The sequence below is a fragment of the Streptomyces sp. ADMS genome, assembly GCF_033441795.1.
In the GTDB taxonomy this organism is placed as follows: Bacteria; Actinomycetota; Actinomycetes; order Streptomycetales; family Streptomycetaceae; genus Streptomyces.
In genome coordinates this window covers 15,714-33,234 of the sequence record NZ_JAVFVX010000087.1, presented here as the reverse complement: position 1 = coordinate 33,234, position 17,521 = coordinate 15,714, and the positions used below count along the sequence as shown (strand labels likewise).

15 protein-coding genes and 2 pseudogenes are annotated in these 17,521 nt (G+C 71.5%); 7 read left to right on the top strand and 10 right to left on the bottom strand.

All coding sequences use genetic code 11. The annotated features are described in order from the left end of the window. Window positions 1-162: 162 nt before the first annotated feature. The gene (locus RB628_RS29675) at window positions 163-3,240 is read right to left on the bottom strand and encodes an AAA family ATPase (RefSeq protein WP_318323611.1); all 3,078 of its coding nucleotides are present in this window, start codon (window positions 3,238-3,240) and stop codon (window positions 163-165) included. A gap of 180 nt (window positions 3,241-3,420) precedes the next feature. Here RB628_RS29675 and RB628_RS29670 point away from each other — a divergent pair, with 180 nt between their 5' ends. Further along, a complete protein-coding gene (locus tag RB628_RS29670; RefSeq protein ID WP_412180745.1) occupies window positions 3,421-4,125 on the top strand; it encodes a helix-turn-helix transcriptional regulator in 705 nt (234 codons plus the stop codon). Between the two features lie 379 nt (window positions 4,126-4,504). On the opposite strand, the gene RB628_RS29665 is transcribed toward RB628_RS29670, so the two are convergent. Both RB628_RS29665 and RB628_RS29660 read right to left on the bottom strand, forming a co-directional pair. Continuing rightward, on the bottom strand, window positions 4,505-4,834 hold the full coding sequence (locus tag RB628_RS29665) for a MazG-like family protein (protein WP_318323610.1): 330 nt from the start codon (window positions 4,832-4,834) through the stop codon (window positions 4,505-4,507). 51 nt (window positions 4,835-4,885) lie between these two features. Continuing rightward, window positions 4,886-5,440, bottom strand: a complete 555-nt coding sequence (locus RB628_RS29660) for a DoxX family membrane protein (RefSeq protein ID WP_318323609.1) — start codon at window positions 5,438-5,440, stop codon at window positions 4,886-4,888. Between the two features lie 100 nt (window positions 5,441-5,540). Between RB628_RS29660 and RB628_RS29655 the strand changes: the two genes are divergently transcribed. Then, window positions 5,541-5,864, top strand: a complete 324-nt coding sequence (locus RB628_RS29655) for a nuclear transport factor 2 family protein (protein WP_318323608.1) — start codon at window positions 5,541-5,543, stop codon at window positions 5,862-5,864. Window positions 5,865-5,936: 72 nt separating this feature from the next. Beyond that, entirely contained in the window at window positions 5,937-6,956 is a 1,020-nt protein-coding gene (locus tag RB628_RS29650; RefSeq protein ID WP_318323607.1) for an aldo/keto reductase, read from the top strand. A gap of 100 nt (window positions 6,957-7,056) precedes the next feature. Here the strand turns inward: RB628_RS29650 and RB628_RS29645 are convergent, their stop codons facing one another. The 4 genes from RB628_RS29645 to RB628_RS29630 form a co-directional block, all read right to left on the bottom strand. Beyond that, complete coding sequence (locus tag RB628_RS29645; RefSeq protein ID WP_318323606.1) at window positions 7,057-7,746, bottom strand: ABC transporter ATP-binding protein; 690 nt, start codon at window positions 7,744-7,746, stop codon at window positions 7,057-7,059. Window positions 7,747-7,825: 79 nt separating this feature from the next. Further along, on the bottom strand, window positions 7,826-9,313 hold the full coding sequence (locus RB628_RS29640) for an ABC transporter permease (protein WP_318323605.1): 1,488 nt from the start codon (window positions 9,311-9,313) through the stop codon (window positions 7,826-7,828). Window positions 9,314-9,727: 414 nt separating this feature from the next. Continuing rightward, window positions 9,728-10,516, bottom strand: coding sequence for an SDR family oxidoreductase (locus RB628_RS29635; protein WP_318323604.1), 789 nt, complete (start codon window positions 10,514-10,516; stop codon window positions 9,728-9,730). Beyond that, complete coding sequence (locus tag RB628_RS29630; RefSeq protein ID WP_318323603.1) at window positions 10,516-11,517, bottom strand: Gfo/Idh/MocA family oxidoreductase; 1,002 nt, start codon at window positions 11,515-11,517, stop codon at window positions 10,516-10,518. The genes RB628_RS29635 and RB628_RS29630 overlap by 1 nt, the downstream gene beginning before the upstream one ends. A 137-nt stretch (window positions 11,518-11,654) precedes the next feature. On the opposite strand from RB628_RS29630, the gene RB628_RS29625 reads away from it, so the two are divergent. The 3 genes from RB628_RS29625 (at window position 11,655) to RB628_RS29615 (ending at window position 15,554) form a co-directional block, all read left to right on the top strand. Further along, window positions 11,655-13,016 (top strand): multidrug effflux MFS transporter, encoded by a 1,362-nt coding sequence (locus tag RB628_RS29625; protein WP_318323602.1) that lies wholly within the window; start codon window positions 11,655-11,657, stop codon window positions 13,014-13,016. Next, window positions 12,968-14,152 carry a serine hydrolase domain-containing protein gene (locus RB628_RS29620; RefSeq protein ID WP_412180744.1) on the top strand — a complete coding sequence of 395 codons (1,185 nt, stop codon included), beginning with the start codon at window positions 12,968-12,970 and terminating at the stop codon, window positions 14,150-14,152. The genes RB628_RS29625 and RB628_RS29620 overlap by 49 nt, the downstream gene beginning before the upstream one ends. Window positions 14,153-14,534: 382 nt before the next feature. Continuing rightward, complete coding sequence (locus tag RB628_RS29615; RefSeq protein WP_318323601.1) at window positions 14,535-15,554, top strand: small ribosomal subunit Rsm22 family protein; 1,020 nt, start codon at window positions 14,535-14,537, stop codon at window positions 15,552-15,554. On the opposite strand, the pseudogene RB628_RS29610 reads toward RB628_RS29615, so the two are convergent. Together RB628_RS29610 and RB628_RS29605 are read right to left on the bottom strand one after the other, a co-directional pair. Beyond that, window positions 15,535-16,052, bottom strand: a pseudogene (locus RB628_RS29610) (DUF4872 domain-containing protein); the annotation flags it as partial. The gene RB628_RS29615 and the pseudogene RB628_RS29610 sit on opposite strands and share 20 nt — an antisense overlap. A gap of 42 nt (window positions 16,053-16,094) precedes the next feature. Further along, window positions 16,095-16,517, bottom strand: coding sequence for a cytidine deaminase (locus RB628_RS29605; RefSeq protein ID WP_318323600.1), 423 nt, complete (start codon window positions 16,515-16,517; stop codon window positions 16,095-16,097). A 201-nt stretch (window positions 16,518-16,718) separates the two neighbouring features. On the opposite strand from RB628_RS29605, the pseudogene RB628_RS29600 reads away from it, so the two are divergent. Continuing rightward, window positions 16,719-16,835: pseudogene (locus RB628_RS29600) on the top strand (TetR family transcriptional regulator); the annotation flags it as partial. Window positions 16,836-17,105: 270 nt separating this feature from the next. On the opposite strand, the gene RB628_RS29595 reads toward RB628_RS29600, so the two are convergent. After that, the coding region (locus RB628_RS29595) for a hypothetical protein (RefSeq protein ID WP_318323599.1) at window positions 17,106-17,521 on the bottom strand (416 nt) is incomplete at its 5' end.

The following is a 17,521-nucleotide window of genomic DNA, read 5'->3' as shown; positions in this document are numbered from 1 at the left end:
TGCCCGGCGTTCACTGAACGCCGGGCACCCCGCTGCCGCTCGTCGCCACCGCGGTGACGGCGGCGACGCTGGTGATCAACGGGTTGCTCACGAGGCTTCCGACAACTGCCGCTGACGTCCGCTCCGCGCTCCTTGCTCTTCCCTTCTCTTCTTTGTGCCGCTCTACGGGGCTCGGCTCAGCGCCGCCGTCAGTTCGCCCCTGCGGCGGATGCCCAACTTGCGGTAGGCGCTGGTCAGATGGGTTTCCACCGTGCGTCTGGCCACGTGCAGCAGTTCGGCGATCTCCGTGTTCGTACGGCCGTCCGCCGCGAGTTCCGCGATCCGGCGCTCACTCGCCGTCAGCGCCGTCGCGGTGCGGCGGGCGCCGCCAGCGAGCAGGGCCTCGTCGGCGAGGGTCCGCAGGCGTACGGCGCCCAGGCGTTCGGCGCGTTCGGCCGCCTCGCGCAGCGACTTGCGGGCGCGGGAGCGTTCGCCGGCGGCGATGAGCTGCCGGCCCCGTGCGATCAGCGCCGAGATCAGTTCCGTATCGACGGGGGCGTCGCGCAGGACTCGTACGGCCTCGTCGGCCAGGTCGAGGCCGTGGCGTCCGCCGGTCGCCGTGCCGAGTACCCGCAGTGAACGGCCCACCAGGCGCGGGGTGTTCCACACCCGGGCCAGCCGCAGTTCCTCCTCGGCCAGCGCGAGCGCCTCCCGGGGGTGGCCGAGAACCAGTAGGCACTGTGCGGCGGCGGTCCGCCAGGGGGTGACCACCGGGCTCAGTACGTCGCGTGCGGACTGGCGGCGCCCGCACTCCAGGAAGTCCCCGAGGGCACCGGCCGGATCACCGCAGGCGGCACGCACCACGCCTCGGGCGTACAGGAAACGGTTCAACTCCCAGGAGTCGTGCGCCTCCCGCAGATCGTAGGCGTCGGCGAGCCGGCGGGCCTCGTCGAGGCGGTCGGTCTCGACGAGCGCCAGAAGTACGTGCGCCTGCACGTTCGTCGGCCCGGTCCCGCTACTGGGACCGCCCGGGGTTCCCGCACCGGGACCGGTCGCAGTGGGGGGACCGGAGCCGGGCTCAGTCCCAACTCCAGCCCCAGCCCCAAGCCCAGCCCCAGCCCCCAGCCCAGTCCCAGCCCGACCCCCAGTCCCAGCCCGACCTCCAACTCCACCCCTACCTCCAACCCCAACCCCGCCCCCGCTACCTGTGTCGCTCCAGGGCTCCCCCCCGTCCCCGGTCGCCCGCTCCAACCCGAACCTGAACACCGATCCGGACCCGAACCCCGGCCCCGACAACCTCCCACCGGCCCCCGCCCCACCCGCCGGCCAAGCCTCCGGATCGCTCAGCAGCTGCCCGTAGTCGCCGCGAGCACCGGCTATGTCGGCGCGTACGTTCAGGAGGGCCTCGTGCATCGGGTGGAGCATCGTCGGGCGCTGGCCGGTCAGGCCTCGGTCCGTGAGGCGTTCGGCCTCGTCCAGCTCGTCGGCCCACTGGGCCACCGCCGCCGCCGTACCGAGCAGGAACGGCTCCGCCAGTGCGCCGGCCGGTTCCGCCAGCAGGGCTCGTACCTGCTTCATGGCGGCGTCCGCCGAGGTCAGGCCCGCTGTCGCCTCGTACCGTACGAGGAGAGCGCGGCCGGCGGGGCCGAGTGCCTGGGGGGAGTGTCCGGCGGTCTCGCGCAGCCAGCGGTATATTTCCTCGCGGATCGTCTGGTCGTGGTCGGACAGGAGTGCCGAGGTCGTCTGGACCGTGCGGAGCAGGTCCGGATGGTCCGTCAACTGGCCGTCCAGATTGCGGAGCAGCGTCACCGCCGCGCGTGCCTCGCCGCGTCTGGCCAGCGCCGTGCCCAGTGCGACCGCCGCCTGTACGCGGTACTGCGGCAGGCCCGGCAGCCGCATCGCCTCGGTCAGCCGGGGGATGCCCGCCGAGGAGCGTACGGCGGCGAACTCCAGTGAGCCCAGCTCGGTCAGCACCTCGGCCCGGCGGCCGTCGGACAGCGGCTCGGTCAGCGCCCGGCGCAGCAGAAGCACCGCGTCGTCGGTACGGTCGTCGCGGACCGCACCGGTGGCCGCGTCCAGCAGGGCGTCCGTCGCCCACACCTCGTCCACCGTGCCCGAGCGCAGAAGCTGCCCGGCCACCGCGGCGGTCGGGTCCCCGCGCCGCAGCATCGCCTCGGCCGCCGCCCGGTGCGCCGCCTGCCGGTCGGCGGCGGGCCAGCCGGTGAGCACCGCGTCCCGCAGCAGCGGGTGGGTGTACCGGGGTCGCCCGCCCTCGCCGAAGCGCAGCAGGCCCAGCCGGGTCATGGCGGTCAGCCAGCCCCGTACCCGGGCCGGATCGACCCCGGCGGACTCAGCGGTCTCGACGAACAGTTCGACGTCGGCACCCTCCGGCAGCTCGTCCAGCGCGGCGAGCACGCGCGCCGCGCCGGCTGTCGCGGCCCCGGCACAGTCCAGCCACCAGGACACCGCTGCCGGATACGCCCCCGGGTACAGCGCCGCGCATGTCTCCGGGAGCGCGGCCGGTGCGGCGGTGGTCGCGTTCAGGTCCTCCAGCAGTGCGCGCAGGAGCAGTGGGTTGCCCGCGCCCGCCCGTACGTAGTCCGGCACCCACTTCTCCGGCGCGTCGCCGACGGCCGAACGCACCAGGTCCGTCGCCGCGGCGAGGCTCAGCGGGGCGAGGGTGTGGGTGCGTACGAGGGCGGGGGAGAGGGTGTGGACCAGGCCTGCCGACGGCGGGTCCACGTCGTACTGGCTGCGCTCCGTCACCAGCAGCAGGACCGGTAATCGGTCCACTCTGCGCGCCGCCTCGATCAGCCAGCACCGTGAGTTCTCGTCCGCGAGGTGTACGTCGTCCACGGCGACCAGCACCGGACCCTCGGCGGCGTACGCACGCAGCAACCGCCAGAGCCGGGCGGCCGGTTGGAGGTCAGGGTCCGGCGGCGTACCGGCCGCGGAGGAGTAGGGGGCAGGGGATGAGGAGTTCGGTGGCGGGGACGTCAACTCCTCAAGGGGGGAGAGTAGTTGCTCTATGACGGCGAGGTGTGTGCCGGTTGTGCTGCCCTCGGGTGAGCAGCGGACGCGCAGGACGCGCATGCCGTGCGCCTGCGCGCTCTCGGTGGCCGCCTCCAGGAGTGCGGTGCGGCCGGTGCCGGTGGCGCCGCGCAGCAGGACCAGGCGGCCGGTGCCCGCGCGGGCGCGTGCGGCCTCGTCGGCCACCAGTGCCAGGGCCTCCCGGCGCTCGTAAAGCGGTGCGGACGGCATGCCCGCCTCCTGTCGTGGGTGGGTTTCTGGCCTGTCTCGTGGTCGAACTGGTGGGCGATCTCGTGGTGTGTCTCGTGGTCGTCCACGATTGTGCGCGCCCCATGTGCCACAGAAGTGTTGGCTGTGCACGTCTGCCACCGACCGCTCGCCGGTGGTGGCACCTGACCCTGGGGGCAGTTCTTGCGCAGCACACTCCGCACCACGGGCCCCGGCTCCGGGGCAGCGCCCGGCACGAGGGCCACCATGGGGCCGGCCGACTCCGGGCGGCGCGTACCCGTCGCGGTGCACGCGGCCGATCCGATCTCCCGCGCCGGCGCGGTCAGCCAGTTGCGGCAGCACCCGGTGGTCGACCTCCGCGAGGAGACCGACAGCGGGCCCGGCGTCGTTGCCCTGCTGGTCAGCGAGACCCTCGACGAGGCCACGCTGTCGCGGCTGCGCAGACTCGTCCGAAGCGAGGGCGCCAAGGCCGTTCTCGTGGTGGGCACGCTGCGCGAGAGTGAACTCCTGGACGTCATCGAGTGCGGCGTCGGAGCCATCGTCTGGCGCCACGAGGCCACCGGACACAAGCTGGCGCAGGCCGTGCTCGCCGCCGCCCGGGGAGAGGGCGACCTCCCCTCCGACCTGCTCGGCCGGCTGATCAGCCAGGTGGGCACACTGCACCGCTCGGCGGCCGGCCAGCCCGGTGCCCCCTCCTCGGGCCTCGCGCCGCGTGAGGTGGATGTCCTGCGCCTCGTCGCCGAGGGACTCGACACGGGGGAGATCGCCGGCAAGCTGTCCTACTCCGAGCGCACGGTCAAGAACGTGATGCATGGGCTCACCACCCGGCTGCATCTGCGCAACCGGGCGCATGCGGTGGCCTATGCCCTCCGCGAAGGCTACATCTGACCGAACGGGCAATCGAATGTGGCGCGCGGGCGGCAACTTCTGCCCGCAGTCCGTCCCTTGCGTTCCTGCGCGGACGCACGCCCGGCACGGCACGATGGCGGAGACCATGGCCAACGGCACGTGGGCGTACGGCAGGCAGGGCGCGGGGAGCGCGAAGTGATCCCGAGATGGACGAGGTCCTCAAAGGGCTGCTCGGACCTCCGTGACTCCCGTGACGGCCGGCCCCTCCACTCTCACAGCGGCCCCCCGGCTCCTCGCCCGCCTCTCCCGACTGCGCGCCCAGGTCGCCCGGTTGGTCGAGCGGCGCAGCGCCGGCGATCCGACGGCCGGCGATCCCCTGCGCGGCCCGTACCTGTCGGTAGTGCGGTGCGGGCGCCGCTCAGGGGGTCGAAGGTCCCAGGGAACGTCCCCTGACCCGCTCCAGACGGGCCGTGAAGACCTCGCGCGCGTCCGGGGTCAGGGTGCGCAGGGCCACCATCGCCGTGACCACGACGTCGCACAGCTCGGACTGGACGTCGTCCCACGTGTGACTGGTGCCCTTGCGCGGGTTCTGGCCGGTCGCGCCGATCACCGCCTGGGCGACCTCGCCGACCTCCTCGGTCAGCTTCAGCATGCGCAAAAGGAGGCTTTCGCGGGCGGGATGCGCCTGGTTGGCGTCGAGCCAGGTCCAGAGGTCGTCGATCGCTGCCCAGACGTCGTCATCGGCCATGGGAGAAGCCTCCTATGCGACCCGGCGACCCCGGATCGATCCGCTGTTCGTCTACTCGTCGAACAGCGGTTCCTGCGTGCCCTGTTGACGCTCCCGCACCCGCCGGTTGCGCGCCCCCACGACCAGCGCCGTGACCGCCGCCGTCCCGGCGAGCGCCGCCGGGACCATCCAGCCGCGGTCGAGTACGTGGCCCAGCGCGTGGTCGAGGGAGAGCCGGCCCGGCCCCGTCACCGCGAGGCCCGCAGCGGCGAGGCCCAGGGTGGCGGCGTACTCGTAGCCGCCGCCCGCGTTGAAGAAACCGTTGGGCGCGTGCACGGCGGTGGCGCCCACCATCGCGCCGGCCGCCGCCGCGCCGGCCGCCGGAGTCGCCAGGCCCAGCGCGAGCAGCGCACCGCCGCCCGACTCCGCGAGGCCCGACGCCGTGGCGCTGGCCTTTCCGGGCTCGAAGCCGACGGACTCCATGAAGGCGCCGGTGCCTTCGATGCCGTGCCCGCCGAACCACCCGAACAGCTTCTGCGCGCCGTGCGCCGCCAGCACCCCGCCCGTTCCCAGGCGGAGCAGCAGGAGCCCCAGATCACGCCGGTCGTATCGGTTGTTACAGGTCATGCCTCCACCGTCCCACCGATCGTCCGGGCCGCACCCGCCGGGAGCGTCCGGGCCGCCGTTCGGGTGGCGGGTGCCCGGAGGCGGTGCAAGTCTGACCGGCATGACGATTCAGACCGCCAAGCTCAGCGACCCGGCTGTCCGGGCCTTCGTCGACGCCGTGAACGCGCACGACCGTGAGGCGTTCGAGGCCGTTCTCGCACCCGGCGCGACCATGTCCGACGACGGCTCGGACCGTGACCTCGCCGACTGGACCGAGCGCGAGATCTTCTCCTCCCACGGGCACATGCAGGTCGCCAAGGAGTTGCGGGGAGGCCGCGTCCTCGTCGCCGACTACAGCAACGACACCTGGGGCGAGATGCGCACGAAGTGGACCTTCACCGTCGACGACGGCCGCATCCTGCGCTTCGAGACGGGTGAGGCCTGACCTCCGTACGAGTCGAGCCGTCGGTACGTCCCCTTGCGTTGAAGTGGGCTCCAACTCCTACTGTCCTGACCCATGGAGACCACGGACAGCACACGCACGACACAGACCCTCGCGAACCGGGGCCTGGGCCGCAGCGGCATCGAGGTCAGCCCCCTCGGCTTCGGCTGCTGGGCCATCGGCGGCGAGTGGGGCGCGCCCGGCGGACAGCCCCTCGGCTGGGGCAGGGTCGACGACGACGAGTCCGAACGGGCCGTCCGGCGCGCCCTCGACCTCGGCGTGACCTTCTTCGACACCGCCGACGTGTACGGCACCGGACACAGCGAGCGCGTCCTCGGCCGGGCCCTCGGCAAGCACCGTACGGAGGTCGTGATCGCCACGAAGTGGGGCAACCTCTTCGACGAGCGGACACGCGTCGCGGACGGCCAGGACGACAGCCCCGAGTACGTCCGGCGTGCCCTCACCGCCTCCCTTGCCCGCCTCGGCACCGACTATGTGGACCTGTACCAACTGCACCTGTCCGAGGGCGACTTGGAGGCCGCCACGCAACTCCGGGACGTCTGTGAGGAGTTGGTGGCCGAAGGGCTCATCCGCGCCTACGCCTGGAGCACCGACGACCCCGCCCGCGCCGCCCTCTTCGCCCAGGGGCCGCACTGCGCCGCCGTACAGCACTGTCTGAACGTCATGCAGGACGCGCCCGAAATGCTGGCGCTCTGCGAGGAGTCGGGCCTCGCCAGCATCAACCGCAGTCCGCTCGCCATGGGGCTGCTGGCGGGGAAACGGGCCGCCGGGCAGGCACTCGAAGCGGGGGACATCCGCAACGCGCCGCCCGCCTGGCTGCCGGGCTTCACGGCCGGTGCGGGCGCCGACCCGGACTGGCTGGCCCGCGTCGACGGGCTCCGCTCCGTCCTCACCAGCGGCGGCCGTACGCTCGCCCAGGGCGCCCTCGGCTGGCTGTGGGCGCGCAGCCCCCGTACCGTCCCGATCCCTGGTTTCCGGTCCGTCGCGCAGGCCGAGGAGAACGCCGGTGCGATCGCGAAAGGGCCGCTCACCGCAGAGCAGCTGGCCGAGATCGACCAGCTGCTCGGGCGGTGAGCGGCTGCGCCCCGAGGGGGCGCGGGGCTGTCTCGGCATGCGGCTCCACCGCGTGGGCGCGACCAGCCGCAACGGACCCGCGGTCAGAAACCGCAGGCGCTCAACCGACGTACTGATCCTGCTCGGTGACCGTGAGCTGACCTGCCTTGATCGTCGCGACCCGGGGGGCCCTGCGGGCGATCGACGAGTCATGGGTGACCATGACGAACGTCAGCCCGTACTCGCGCCACAGCCCTTCGAGCAGTGCCATGATGTCGTCGCGTGTGCCCTCGTCGAGGTTGCCGGTGGGCTCGTCCGCGAGCAGCACCTTCGGCTTCTTCACCAGGGCGCGGGCGATGGCGACCCGCTGCTGCTGACCGCCGGACAGCTCGGTCGGCGCGTGGGACAGGCGGTCGCCGAGACCGACCGAGCTCAGAGCCTCGGCCGCCCTCTCGCGCCGCTCGGCGGGCTTCACACCGAGCGGTACGAGGGCCGTCTCGACGTTCTCCTGCGCGGTCAGCGTCGGGATGAGGTTGAACGCCTGGAAGATGATGCCGATCTTCTCGGCGCGCAGCCGGGTCAGCTTGGCCTCGCTGATGGCGCCGAGATCGACACCGTCCAGTTCGACGCTGCCCTCGGTCGGCCGGTCCAGGCCGCCGATCATCTGCAGGAGGGTGGACTTGCCGCCGCCGGTTGGGCCCTGGATGACGAGCTGGTCGCCGTCCTCGATGACGAGGTCGATGCCGCGCAGCGCCTCCACCGTCTCCTTGCCCCGCGTGTATCTCTTGCTGACACCGGTGAGCTTGTACATGAACGACTCCGTGACGTACGGGAATTGGGGCAGGGGGAGGGGGGAAATCGGGAGCTGGGGGGGAGGCTGCGGGGAGGGGCTACGACACGCTGCGCAGCGCGTCCGCCGGACGCATCCGTGAGGCCCGCCAGCCGCCCATCGCCCCGGCGATCAGACCGCCGGTGATGGCGAGGCCCGCCGCGAGCGCGATGGTGGTGAGGGAGACGGGCGCCGACAGCGCGATCTCCATCGTGTTGGCCGCCGACTGCTGACCCGGGCCGCCGCCACCGCCGGGGCCGCCGCCCATGCCGCCACCGCCGGTGTTGCCGAGTTCCGCGGTCAGCTTCGGGCTGACCGCGGTCACCGCGTACGCCGCCGCGAGGCCGAGGCCGATGCCGAGCGCGCCGCCGAGCAGACCGTTCACGATGGACTCGCCGACGACCTGCCGGGTCACCCTGCGCGAGGGCCAGCCCAGTGCCTTCAGCGTGCCGAACTCCCGCACCCGGCGGGACACGGCCGACGAGGTGAGCAGCGCGGCCACCAGGAACGCCGCCGCGAGCACCGCGACGGACAGCCACTTGCCGACGCTGGTCGCCAGGTTCGAGGCCGTGGAGAGGGAGCCGGAGACGGTCTCCGCGAGATCGGCGGAGGTCGTGACGGTCGTACCCGAGATGTTCTTCTGGATCGTCGACTTGACGGTGTTGATCTGCTTCGAGTCGGCCGCCTGGACGTAGATCGTGGTGACCAGGTTCGCGGAGTCGCCGAGGGTCTGCGCCTGCTTGAGCGGCAGGTAGACGTCGGTCGTGGACTCGCTGCTCTCGGGCGTCGCGATGCCGATGACCTTGTACTTCGTACCGGAGATCGTGACGGTCTCGCCGACCGTGTACTCGTTCTCCTTGGCGTACGACTTGCTGAGCACCGTGACCTTCGCGTTGGTCTGCGCCGCCGTGAACGTCTTGCCGCTGGTGATCGTCGTGGTGGCGAGCGGGCCGAGTTCCTGGTTCGTCACGTCGATGCCCGTGACGGAGTAGGAGTTGACGTCGAACGAGGCGCCACCACCCCGCACCTGCGGCGGGGCGGTGCTGCCGGATCCGCCGCCCTGACCGCCGCCGGGAGCGCCCTGCTGACCGGAGGAGGCCGAGGACGACGAACTGTCGGTCTGCGCCTCGCCCTGGGTGAAGGAGCCGTCGACCTTCGTGACGCTGAGACTCAGCGCGCCCACCGCCGCCGACACGCCCTTCTGGCCGGCGACCTCGGTGACCAGCGCCGACTTCAGGGTCTGCCCGCCCTGGGTCATCACGCGGTCGCTGCTCTGCGTCTCGTCAGAGTCGTTCGCGCTGGCGTCGAACTCGAAGTTCGGCCGGTCCGACTGGCTGTTGCCGGTCGGCGCCGACCTGGCCTTGGTGACGGTCATGTCGGTGCCGAGACCGTAGAGGGACTGCAGGACCTTGTCCTGTGCCTGTTGCATGCCGGCCGACACCGAGTTGACGGTGATGACCAGCGCGATACCGAGCGCCAGACCCATGGCGATGACCAGAGCCGCCTTCTTGCGCCGGCTCAGCTCACGCTTGAGATAGATGCCAAACATCCCGTTCCTCAAAGGTTCTTGGCGCCCCATGTGGGCGCTGCCACAAGCTAGGGAGGAACCTTTGAGCGGGGCTGGGTAGAGGATGTGCGGGGACTGAGAAAACGGGACCGAAACGGTTACGGACCCTGTGAACGACCACGAGCCCTGTGCCGGCGCACACGACAGCCGCCCCATGACCCGGTGCGTACCCCGCGGTCCCGCGCGAGGTCCACCCCCACCCGGATGCGCCATGGAGCGGCTGTCGACTCCCCCCTCGGTGCGGTCCGTTGTGAACTACCGGAACCCCGGAGCATCAAGTGTGAAGCTCTGGTGGAGAAGGCGAGTTGAGCATATGCCTGCGACCGGCCCGAACGCTACGGAGCAATCAATTCCGGTTGTGCAGGTTGAGTCTTCGAATGAGTGCGCGAGGCTTCCTCAGCCGCGCCCCACATAGGGCATCGCAGTGGCCAGAACCGTCGCGAACTGCACATTCGCCTCCAACGGCAGCTCCGCCATGTGCCGCACGGTGCGCGCCACGTCCGCCACGTCCATGACGGGCTCCGGCGTCACCTCCCCGTTCGCCTGAAGAGCGCCCGTTCGCATGCGCGCGGTCATGTCCGTCGCCGCGTTCCCGATGTCGATCTGCGAGACCGCGATCCGGTACGGCCGCCCGTCCAGCGACATCGCCTTTGTCAGGCCCGTCAGCGCGTGCTTGGTCGCGGTGTACGGCGCCGAGTGCGGCCGGGGCGTGTGCGCGGAGATCGACCCGTTGTTGACGATCCGGCCGCCCTGCGGATCCTGCTCCTTCATCTGCCGGTACGCCGCCTGCGCGCACAGGAACGCCCCGTTGAGGTTGGTGTCCACGACGTGCCGCCACGCCTCGTACGCCAGATCCTCGACGGCCACCCCGCCCGGCCCGAACGTGCCCGCGTTGTTGAACAGCAGATCGAGCCGCCCGAACCGCTCAAGCACGGCCGCGAACAGGGCGGCCACGTCGCTGGGCTGGGCCACATCGGCCCGTACGACGAGAGAGGCGCCCTTGCGTGTGGCCTCGGGCGCGAGCGCCGCAGCCTCCTCCAGGCGCTCGGTACGGCGTCCCGCGAGCGCCACCGACCAGCCGGCGCCGAGCAGTTCGAGGGCGACCGCGCGCCCGATGCCGAAACCGGCGCCGGTGACGATCGCGATCTTTCCCTTTACGGCGGACGTCGGCTGCTCGTCGCTCATCAGCGGACCTCGCCGGGATAGCGGACGCCGATCTGCTCCCGGATGGTGTCCAGCGTCCGCATCACGGCGAGGGTGCCGTCGAGCGGGACGAGCGGGGACTCGGTCTCGCCGGCCCGCAGGGCGCGCATCACCTCGGTGGCCTCGTGCCGGAAGCTGTTGCGGGCGCCGTGGTCGGGGGCGGCGACGAACTCCTCGGGGTCACGGCCGTCGCGGTGCAGCACGAACCGGTCCGCGAAGAAGAACCCGTCGGGTACGTCGATCCGGCCCCTGGAACCGGTGACCGACGCGCCGTTGGCCGTACCGCCCACGATGGAGCAGTGCACCGACGCGAGAGCGCCGCTCTCCCACGAGAGCAGTGCTCCCGTCTGGAGATCGACGTTCTCCTCGGAGAGCACCGCTCTCGCCGAGATGCCGTCGGGCTCCCCGAGCAGCAGATGAGCGAACGACACCGGGTAGACGCCCAGGTCGAGCAGCGCCCCGCCGCCCTGCGCCGGGTCACGCAGCCGGTGCGAGGGCGGGAAGGGGCCCTCCAGGCCGAAGTCGGCCTGCACGGTCCGAACGTCCCCGATCGCCCCGTCGTCGACCAGCGCCTTCAGCCGCCGTACGACCGGGTTGCAGTACGTCCACATGCCCTCCATCAGGAAGGCGCCGCGCTCCTTCGCCAGCGCGACCAGTTCCTCCGCCTCCCGGACGTTCAGCGTGAACGCCTTCTCGCACAGGACGTTGCGCCCGGCCTCCAGACACAGGCCGGCGGCGGCCCGGTGCGCCGAGTGCGGAGTGGCGACGTACACCACGTCCACGTCGGCGTCCTCGGCCAGCGACGCCCAGTCGCCGTAGGCCCGCGGGATGCCGAACCGTTCCGCGAACGCCTTCGCGGAGGCCTCCGTCCGCGAGGCGACCGCGACGAGCTCGGCGTCCGGCAGATCCACCAGATCCGCCGCGAACGCCGCCGCGATCCCACCCGTAGCGAGAATTCCCCACCGCACGCGTTCAGCCGACATGCCAGCCCCTAGTCCCTGTGTTGCGTTCTGTTCGGCCTCTTGCCCTCTGCGGCCGCTGTGACCTCGAACACGCTGTACGAACAGCCTGTTATGAGCTGAGAGCATAGGTGGCGGACTACTCGAAAAGGGAGGGGCACATGCCCGAGCGTGGCCGAACCGCGCGGGACGAGAAGTGTCCCCAGGGAGACATACCCGTACCGGTGTCCGTATCAGGACCCGCAACCGTGTCCGCACCCGCACCCGTGCCCGCCCCGCGCCCCCCGCACTCCCCACGGTCCCTCCGCCGCACCGGCCTCCTCGTCACCTTCGTCCTCGGCGGGCTGACGGCGACGCCCCCGCTGGCGATGGACATGTACCTCCCGGCGCTCCCCGAGGTCACGACCTCCCTGCACGCGTCCGCCGCGAGCGTCCAGCTGACCCTCACCGCCTGTCTGGCGGGCATGGCCCTCGGACAGCTCCTGATCGGCCCCATGAGCGACCGATGGGGTCGCCGACGCCCCCTGCTGGCGGGCCTGGCGGTGTACGTCGTGGCCACCCTCCTGTGTGGCCTCGCGCCGAGCCTGGAGTTCCTGGTCGCCTTCCGGCTGCTCCAGGGCCTGGCGGGCTCGGCCGGGATCGTCATAGCCCGGGCGGTCGTACGGGACCTGTACGACGGCGTGGCCATGGCCCGCTTCTTCTCCACCCTGATGCTGATCTCGGGGGTCGCCCCGGTCGTCGCGCCGCTCATCGGCGGCCAGATCCTGCGCGTGACGGACTGGCGGGGCGTGTTCGCGGTCCTCACGGTGGTCGGGATCGCGCTGGCCGTGCTGGTCTGGTTCCGCCTCCCGGAGACCCTCGACCGGGCCGACCGGCACAGCGGCGGAGTCGGCGAGGCACTGCGCGCCATGCGCACACTCCTCGCGGACCGGGTCTTCACCGGGTACGTCCTGGCGGGCGGCTTCGCCTTCGCGGCACTGTTCGCGTACATCGCCGCGTCCCCCTTCGTGATCCAGGAGATCTACGGCGCCTCCCCGCAGACGTTCAGCCTGCTGTTCGGCGTCAACTCGGTCGGGCTGGTGATCGTCGGCCAGATCAACGGCAAGGTGCTGGTCGGCCGGGTGTCCATGGACAAGGTGCTGGCGGTGGGCCTGGCTGTCGTCACGCTGGCCGCGACGGCGCTGCTGCTGATGTCGGCGGGAGTCTTCGGCGAGGCGGGCCTGCTCCCGGTGGCGGTGGCGCTCTTCGTGCTGATGTCTGCGATGGGCCTGGCGATGCCCAACACCCAGACCCTCGCCCTGATGCGCACGCGCCACTCGGCAGGCGCCGCATCCGCCCTCCTGGGCACCACCTCCTTCCTGATCGGTGCGGTCGCCTCCCCGCTGGTGGGCATCGCCGGCGAGGACACCGCCGTCCCGATGGCGGTCGTCCAACTGGCGGCAGCACTGGTGGCGGTCGGCTGCTTCGTGGGAATGTGCCGTCCCTGGAACAGACGTACGACCCTGGAGGGAGCGGAGAGCTGAACGCCGCACCGAGACTGCGCGTCGACACCCCGGAACGGGCCGGCCTGGACCCCGAGGAGATGCGTCACCTCGTACGAGAGGTACGCGCCCTCACGGCCGGCGACCGCCCCTGGGCCCCGGCCGCGGTCGTGATCGTCGGGCGCGGTCCGGTGATCGCGGTGCAGGCGGCGGCGGGCTGGGCGATGCGGTACTCGTCGTACGACGAGCGCACGGACACCGGCGTGGAACTCCCCCCGGAGGCGCGGGTCCGGGCAACGATGTCAACGCCCTTCGACCTCGCCTCACTGACAAAGCTGTTCACTGCGGTGGCGGCGGTGCAGCAGGTGGAGCGCGGCACGCTGGGCATGGACGCCCGGGTGGCCGCGTACCTGCCGGACTTCACGGCGGCGGCCGAACACGACATCACCGTACGGCAGTTGCTCACCCACACCTCCGGCCTGCGCCCCGAACTCCCGCTGTACGACTGCCCGGACGACGAGGCCCGCAGAGCGCTGCTGCGGTCGGAACCACCGTCGTCCCCTCCGGGTGCCTACACCTACTCGGACCTGAACACGCTGCTCCTCCAGTATGTCCTGGAGCGCGTCACGGGCCGGACACTGGACGTCCTGATCCGCCAGGGCATCACCCGCCCCCTCGGCATGACGTCCACCGACTTCGGCCCCTGCCCCGACGCGGCGGCGACCGAGGACCAGCGCAGACCGTGGGCCAGGGCGGAACGGGGAATGGTGAGGGGCGAGGTCCACGACGAGAACGCGTGGGCACTGGGCGGGGTGGCGGGCCACGCGGGCCTGTTCTCCACGGCCCACGACCTGGCGGTCCTCAGCCGCTGCCTGCTGGCGGGCGGCGCGTACGGCCCGGCACGCATCCTGGGCCAGGACTACGTGGAGCTGCTGCTGACCCCGCCGGGCCTGGGTTTCGCCATCGACCAGCCGTGGTTCATGGGCGAGTTGGCGGGACGGGGAGCGGCGGGACACACCGGGTTCACGGGAACGTCCCTGGTCCTGGACCGCGCCACGGACACCTTCGTGGTACTGCTCACCAACGCGGTTCACCCGAAACGAAGTTGGGGGCGCGTCGGCAACGGGCCCCGGGTCCGGGTGGGGGACCGGGTGGCTCGGGGGGTGCGGGGGAGGTGAGGGTGCGCCGACCAGATCCCCGGCGGTAGATATTTCCGCAGGTCACGGCCCTACCTGAGGGAAACCCCTAATGCGAGGAGCGCCTCGTCGGGCGTATTCTCGGCCGAGCCGCCGGTTGCGGCAGGCTCGCCCGATCGATTTCGTCCACCGTCTCACCCGCAAGCTGCCGGGCCCGGCGCGTTCTCCACGTGCTTTGATTCATCAACTCCGTGGCCCGCATTTCCTCCTGTCCGCGCCGTGCCGCGCGAGCCCGCGATCTGCGGCACGAAGGTACCGGGGAGCGACGTTCCACCAGATCAGGCCCACCATGCCCAGCATTTGCGGGGCTCACAGCGATTTACGAGGGAATCGCCGCCTTCGCCCCCACCTCTAGAATCACCTTGTGAACACCCCCGTTTCCCCAGCCGACGCCCTGCGCGTCGCTCTCGCCGGTCTGCTCGACGGGCTGCCGCCGAAGGTGGCCGCACAGGCGGTCGAGCGGCTGATCGCCAACTATCGGGGGCGGACGCCGACCGACGCGCCCGTACTGCGGGACGGTTCCGACGTGGCCGCGTACGCCGCCTACCGGATGCCGGCCACCTTCGAGGCGGTGTGCTCGGCGCTGGAGGCCTTCGCCGAGGCGGCGCCCGACTGGGCGCCCGGCAGTCATGTCGACGTCGGGGGCGGGACGGGGGCCGCGACCTGGGCCGTCAACGCGGTCTGGGAGGGCGTCCGACCGGTCACCGTGCTGGACTGGGCCGAGCCCGCCCTCGCCCTCGGGCGGGAGATCGCCGCCGCCAACCCGGAGTTGAAGGGTGCCGAGTGGCAGCGCTCTCGTATCGGAGCGGCGCTCAGAATCGAGAGCGCTGATCTCGTCACGATCTCCTACGTGCTCGGGGAGCTGACCGAGGCCGACCGAACCTCTGTGGTCGACACAGCGGCAGGCGCAGCCCAGGCCGTCGTCGTCATCGAGCCCGGCACCCCCGACGGCTACCTCCGAGTCGTCGAGGCCCGCGACCAGCTGATCCGCACGGGGTTCCACATCGCCGCCCCCTGCCCGCACGGCGCGGCCTGCCCGATCGTCCCCGGCGAGGACTGGTGCCACTTCTCCGCCCGCGTCAGCCGCTCCTCCCTCCACCGCCAGGTGAAGGGAGGCTCGCTGCCGTACGAGGACGAGAAGTTCAGCTACGTCGCCGCGACCCGCTTCCCGGTGACCCCGGCCACCGCCCGCGTCGTACGCAAGCCGCAGATCCGCAAGGGCCAGGTGCTCCTGGACCTGTGCGAGACAGAACCCTCGCTGCGTCGGGCCACGGTCACGAAGCGGCACGGGCTCCTCTACCGGGCCGCCCGCGATGCGGACTGGGGGGACGCCTGGCCGCCGGTGGAGGAGAGCGGGAACCAGTTCAGCCCTGGAACAGGGTGAGTGTTCGCATCGCCTCGCGTTCGATGCGCGAGAGCTCGTGGAGGATGGAGCCGGCCTGCGTGAGGTTCCTCGCGTCGCCGGATTCGCCTGCCGTCGCGAGGAGTGCGGCCACCTGTGTCCAGAGGGCGGCGGTCCGCAGCAGGTCTTCCCGCGGATTGGCGCTGCGCTGCAACCACTTCGGCACTTGCCCGGCGGTCTTCTCGATGCCCCGGTGGCCCAGGTTCGCGATGGGCGGGTTCAGGAAGGCGTCGGCGCAGGTCTTGATCGCGGGGATGATCCGGTCCTGCGGTGGCGTCGGGCTGCTGGGCGCTGTGATGGTGAAGGAGCGGTGCCTGGCGGTCATGGGGCCGCGCACGGCCCTGGCAAGGCCGGCCAGGCTGGTGGAGACGGCTCCGCCCTGCGGGTCGGTGTCCACCAGGTAGGCGTCCTGTTCGTCGTAGCCACGACGTGCCCGCCGAAGTGCACCTTGGTGCTCAAGTAGTCCAGGTGGTAGCTGTCCGGGCGCTGGGATCTGTTCGCGGGCCCGTTGCAGGCAGCGGCTCACTCGGCTTGCTCGGCGTCGAGTTGATGGTCGGCCCATACGTAGCTTTCGGGCAGCAAGTCGGTGATGAGGACGGTTCGGACGCGCTCACCTTCGCCGACGATGACCCTGAGGGTGGGGAAATAGTCGAGGAGGACCTGGCGGCATCGGCCGCATGGCGGAACGACTCCCCGGTCGCGGTCGCCCACGGCGACGATCGTGTCCAGGTCGTAGGCGCCCTGGGCGGCTGCCGTGCCGATGAGGACCAGTTCGGCGCAGGGGCCTCCGGTGAAGTGGTAGGCGTTCACCGCCGTGACGATCCGGCCGTCCTGAGTACGGGCCGCGGCTGCCATGGTGTGGTTGTCGCCCCGGCAGCGGGTGCGGGCGATGTGTGCCGCGGCCTGGATGAGTTCGTGGTCGACTGGGTGGGTCTGCGTGGTCATCTTCTCTGTTCCTGCCTTCGTCAGGTGTCAGGCGACGTTGGCCCGGGTGCGGAGGGCACGCAAGCGAATATCGGCGGCGTCACCCGCAGGGGGCGCTGCCGCCGTGGTCGTACATGAGCCCGGGGTCAATGGTCCCGCGAGCCGGGACGGATGACGGATGTGGAGGGGGACGCTTGGGGACGCGGGGGCGGCGCGGGCGGCGTCGATCCCCGTATCGCCCTCGAGTTCTTCGTCTCCCCGCTCGCGCAGCGCTGGCTCCAGCACACCGGGCCGATCTCGTACGAGTACACGGACACCCTCGTCGAGCATGTCCTCCACGATCGTTTGGGGACCAATGGGGGACCAGTCCCGGTGGCCGTGGCCGTGGCCATGGCCGTGGGCCGGCTCGGCAGGGAGCGTAGCGCGCTGCGGTGTGCCCCTAGGGCGGCGCCTCACCGACCCCCTCGGCGCGCTCTTCTTGCCTTGGACGGAACGCCGAAGGCAGCTCTTCCGCCGCACCGAGCCAAGGCGGAGTCTCAGCGCGCATAAGTCCCCGCCGGAAGCCCGGCGGGGACTCATATGTGCAAAGGGCGGTCGTGAGGTGTGGGGTCAGCTGCAGACCACGTAGACCGTAATGGTGGTGGCGACACCCGCCGTCGCGGTCACGGTCCAGTGGTCCCCGTTCGGGTAGGTCTGCCCGAGGACGGTGGCGAGGCCAGTGGCAGACAGCCCTCCAGAGATGGCAGTGGTGCCGGCCGGACATGACGGGGAGTCGTAGGACGCGTTGACGCCCAACAGGACGTTGTAGTCCTGCGAGAGAATCTGCGCATCCAGCGGTCCGGCGGGGCCAGTGGGACCGGTAGCGCCCGTGGGTCCGGTGGCACCCACGGCACCGTCGACACCCGCAGGACCGGTGGGTCCGGTGGCACCGTCAGCGCCGTCGGCACCTGCGGGGCCGGTCGGGCCGGTGGCACCGTCAGCGCCAGCGGGGCCGGTGGGTCCGGTGGCTCCGTCTGCGCCGTCGG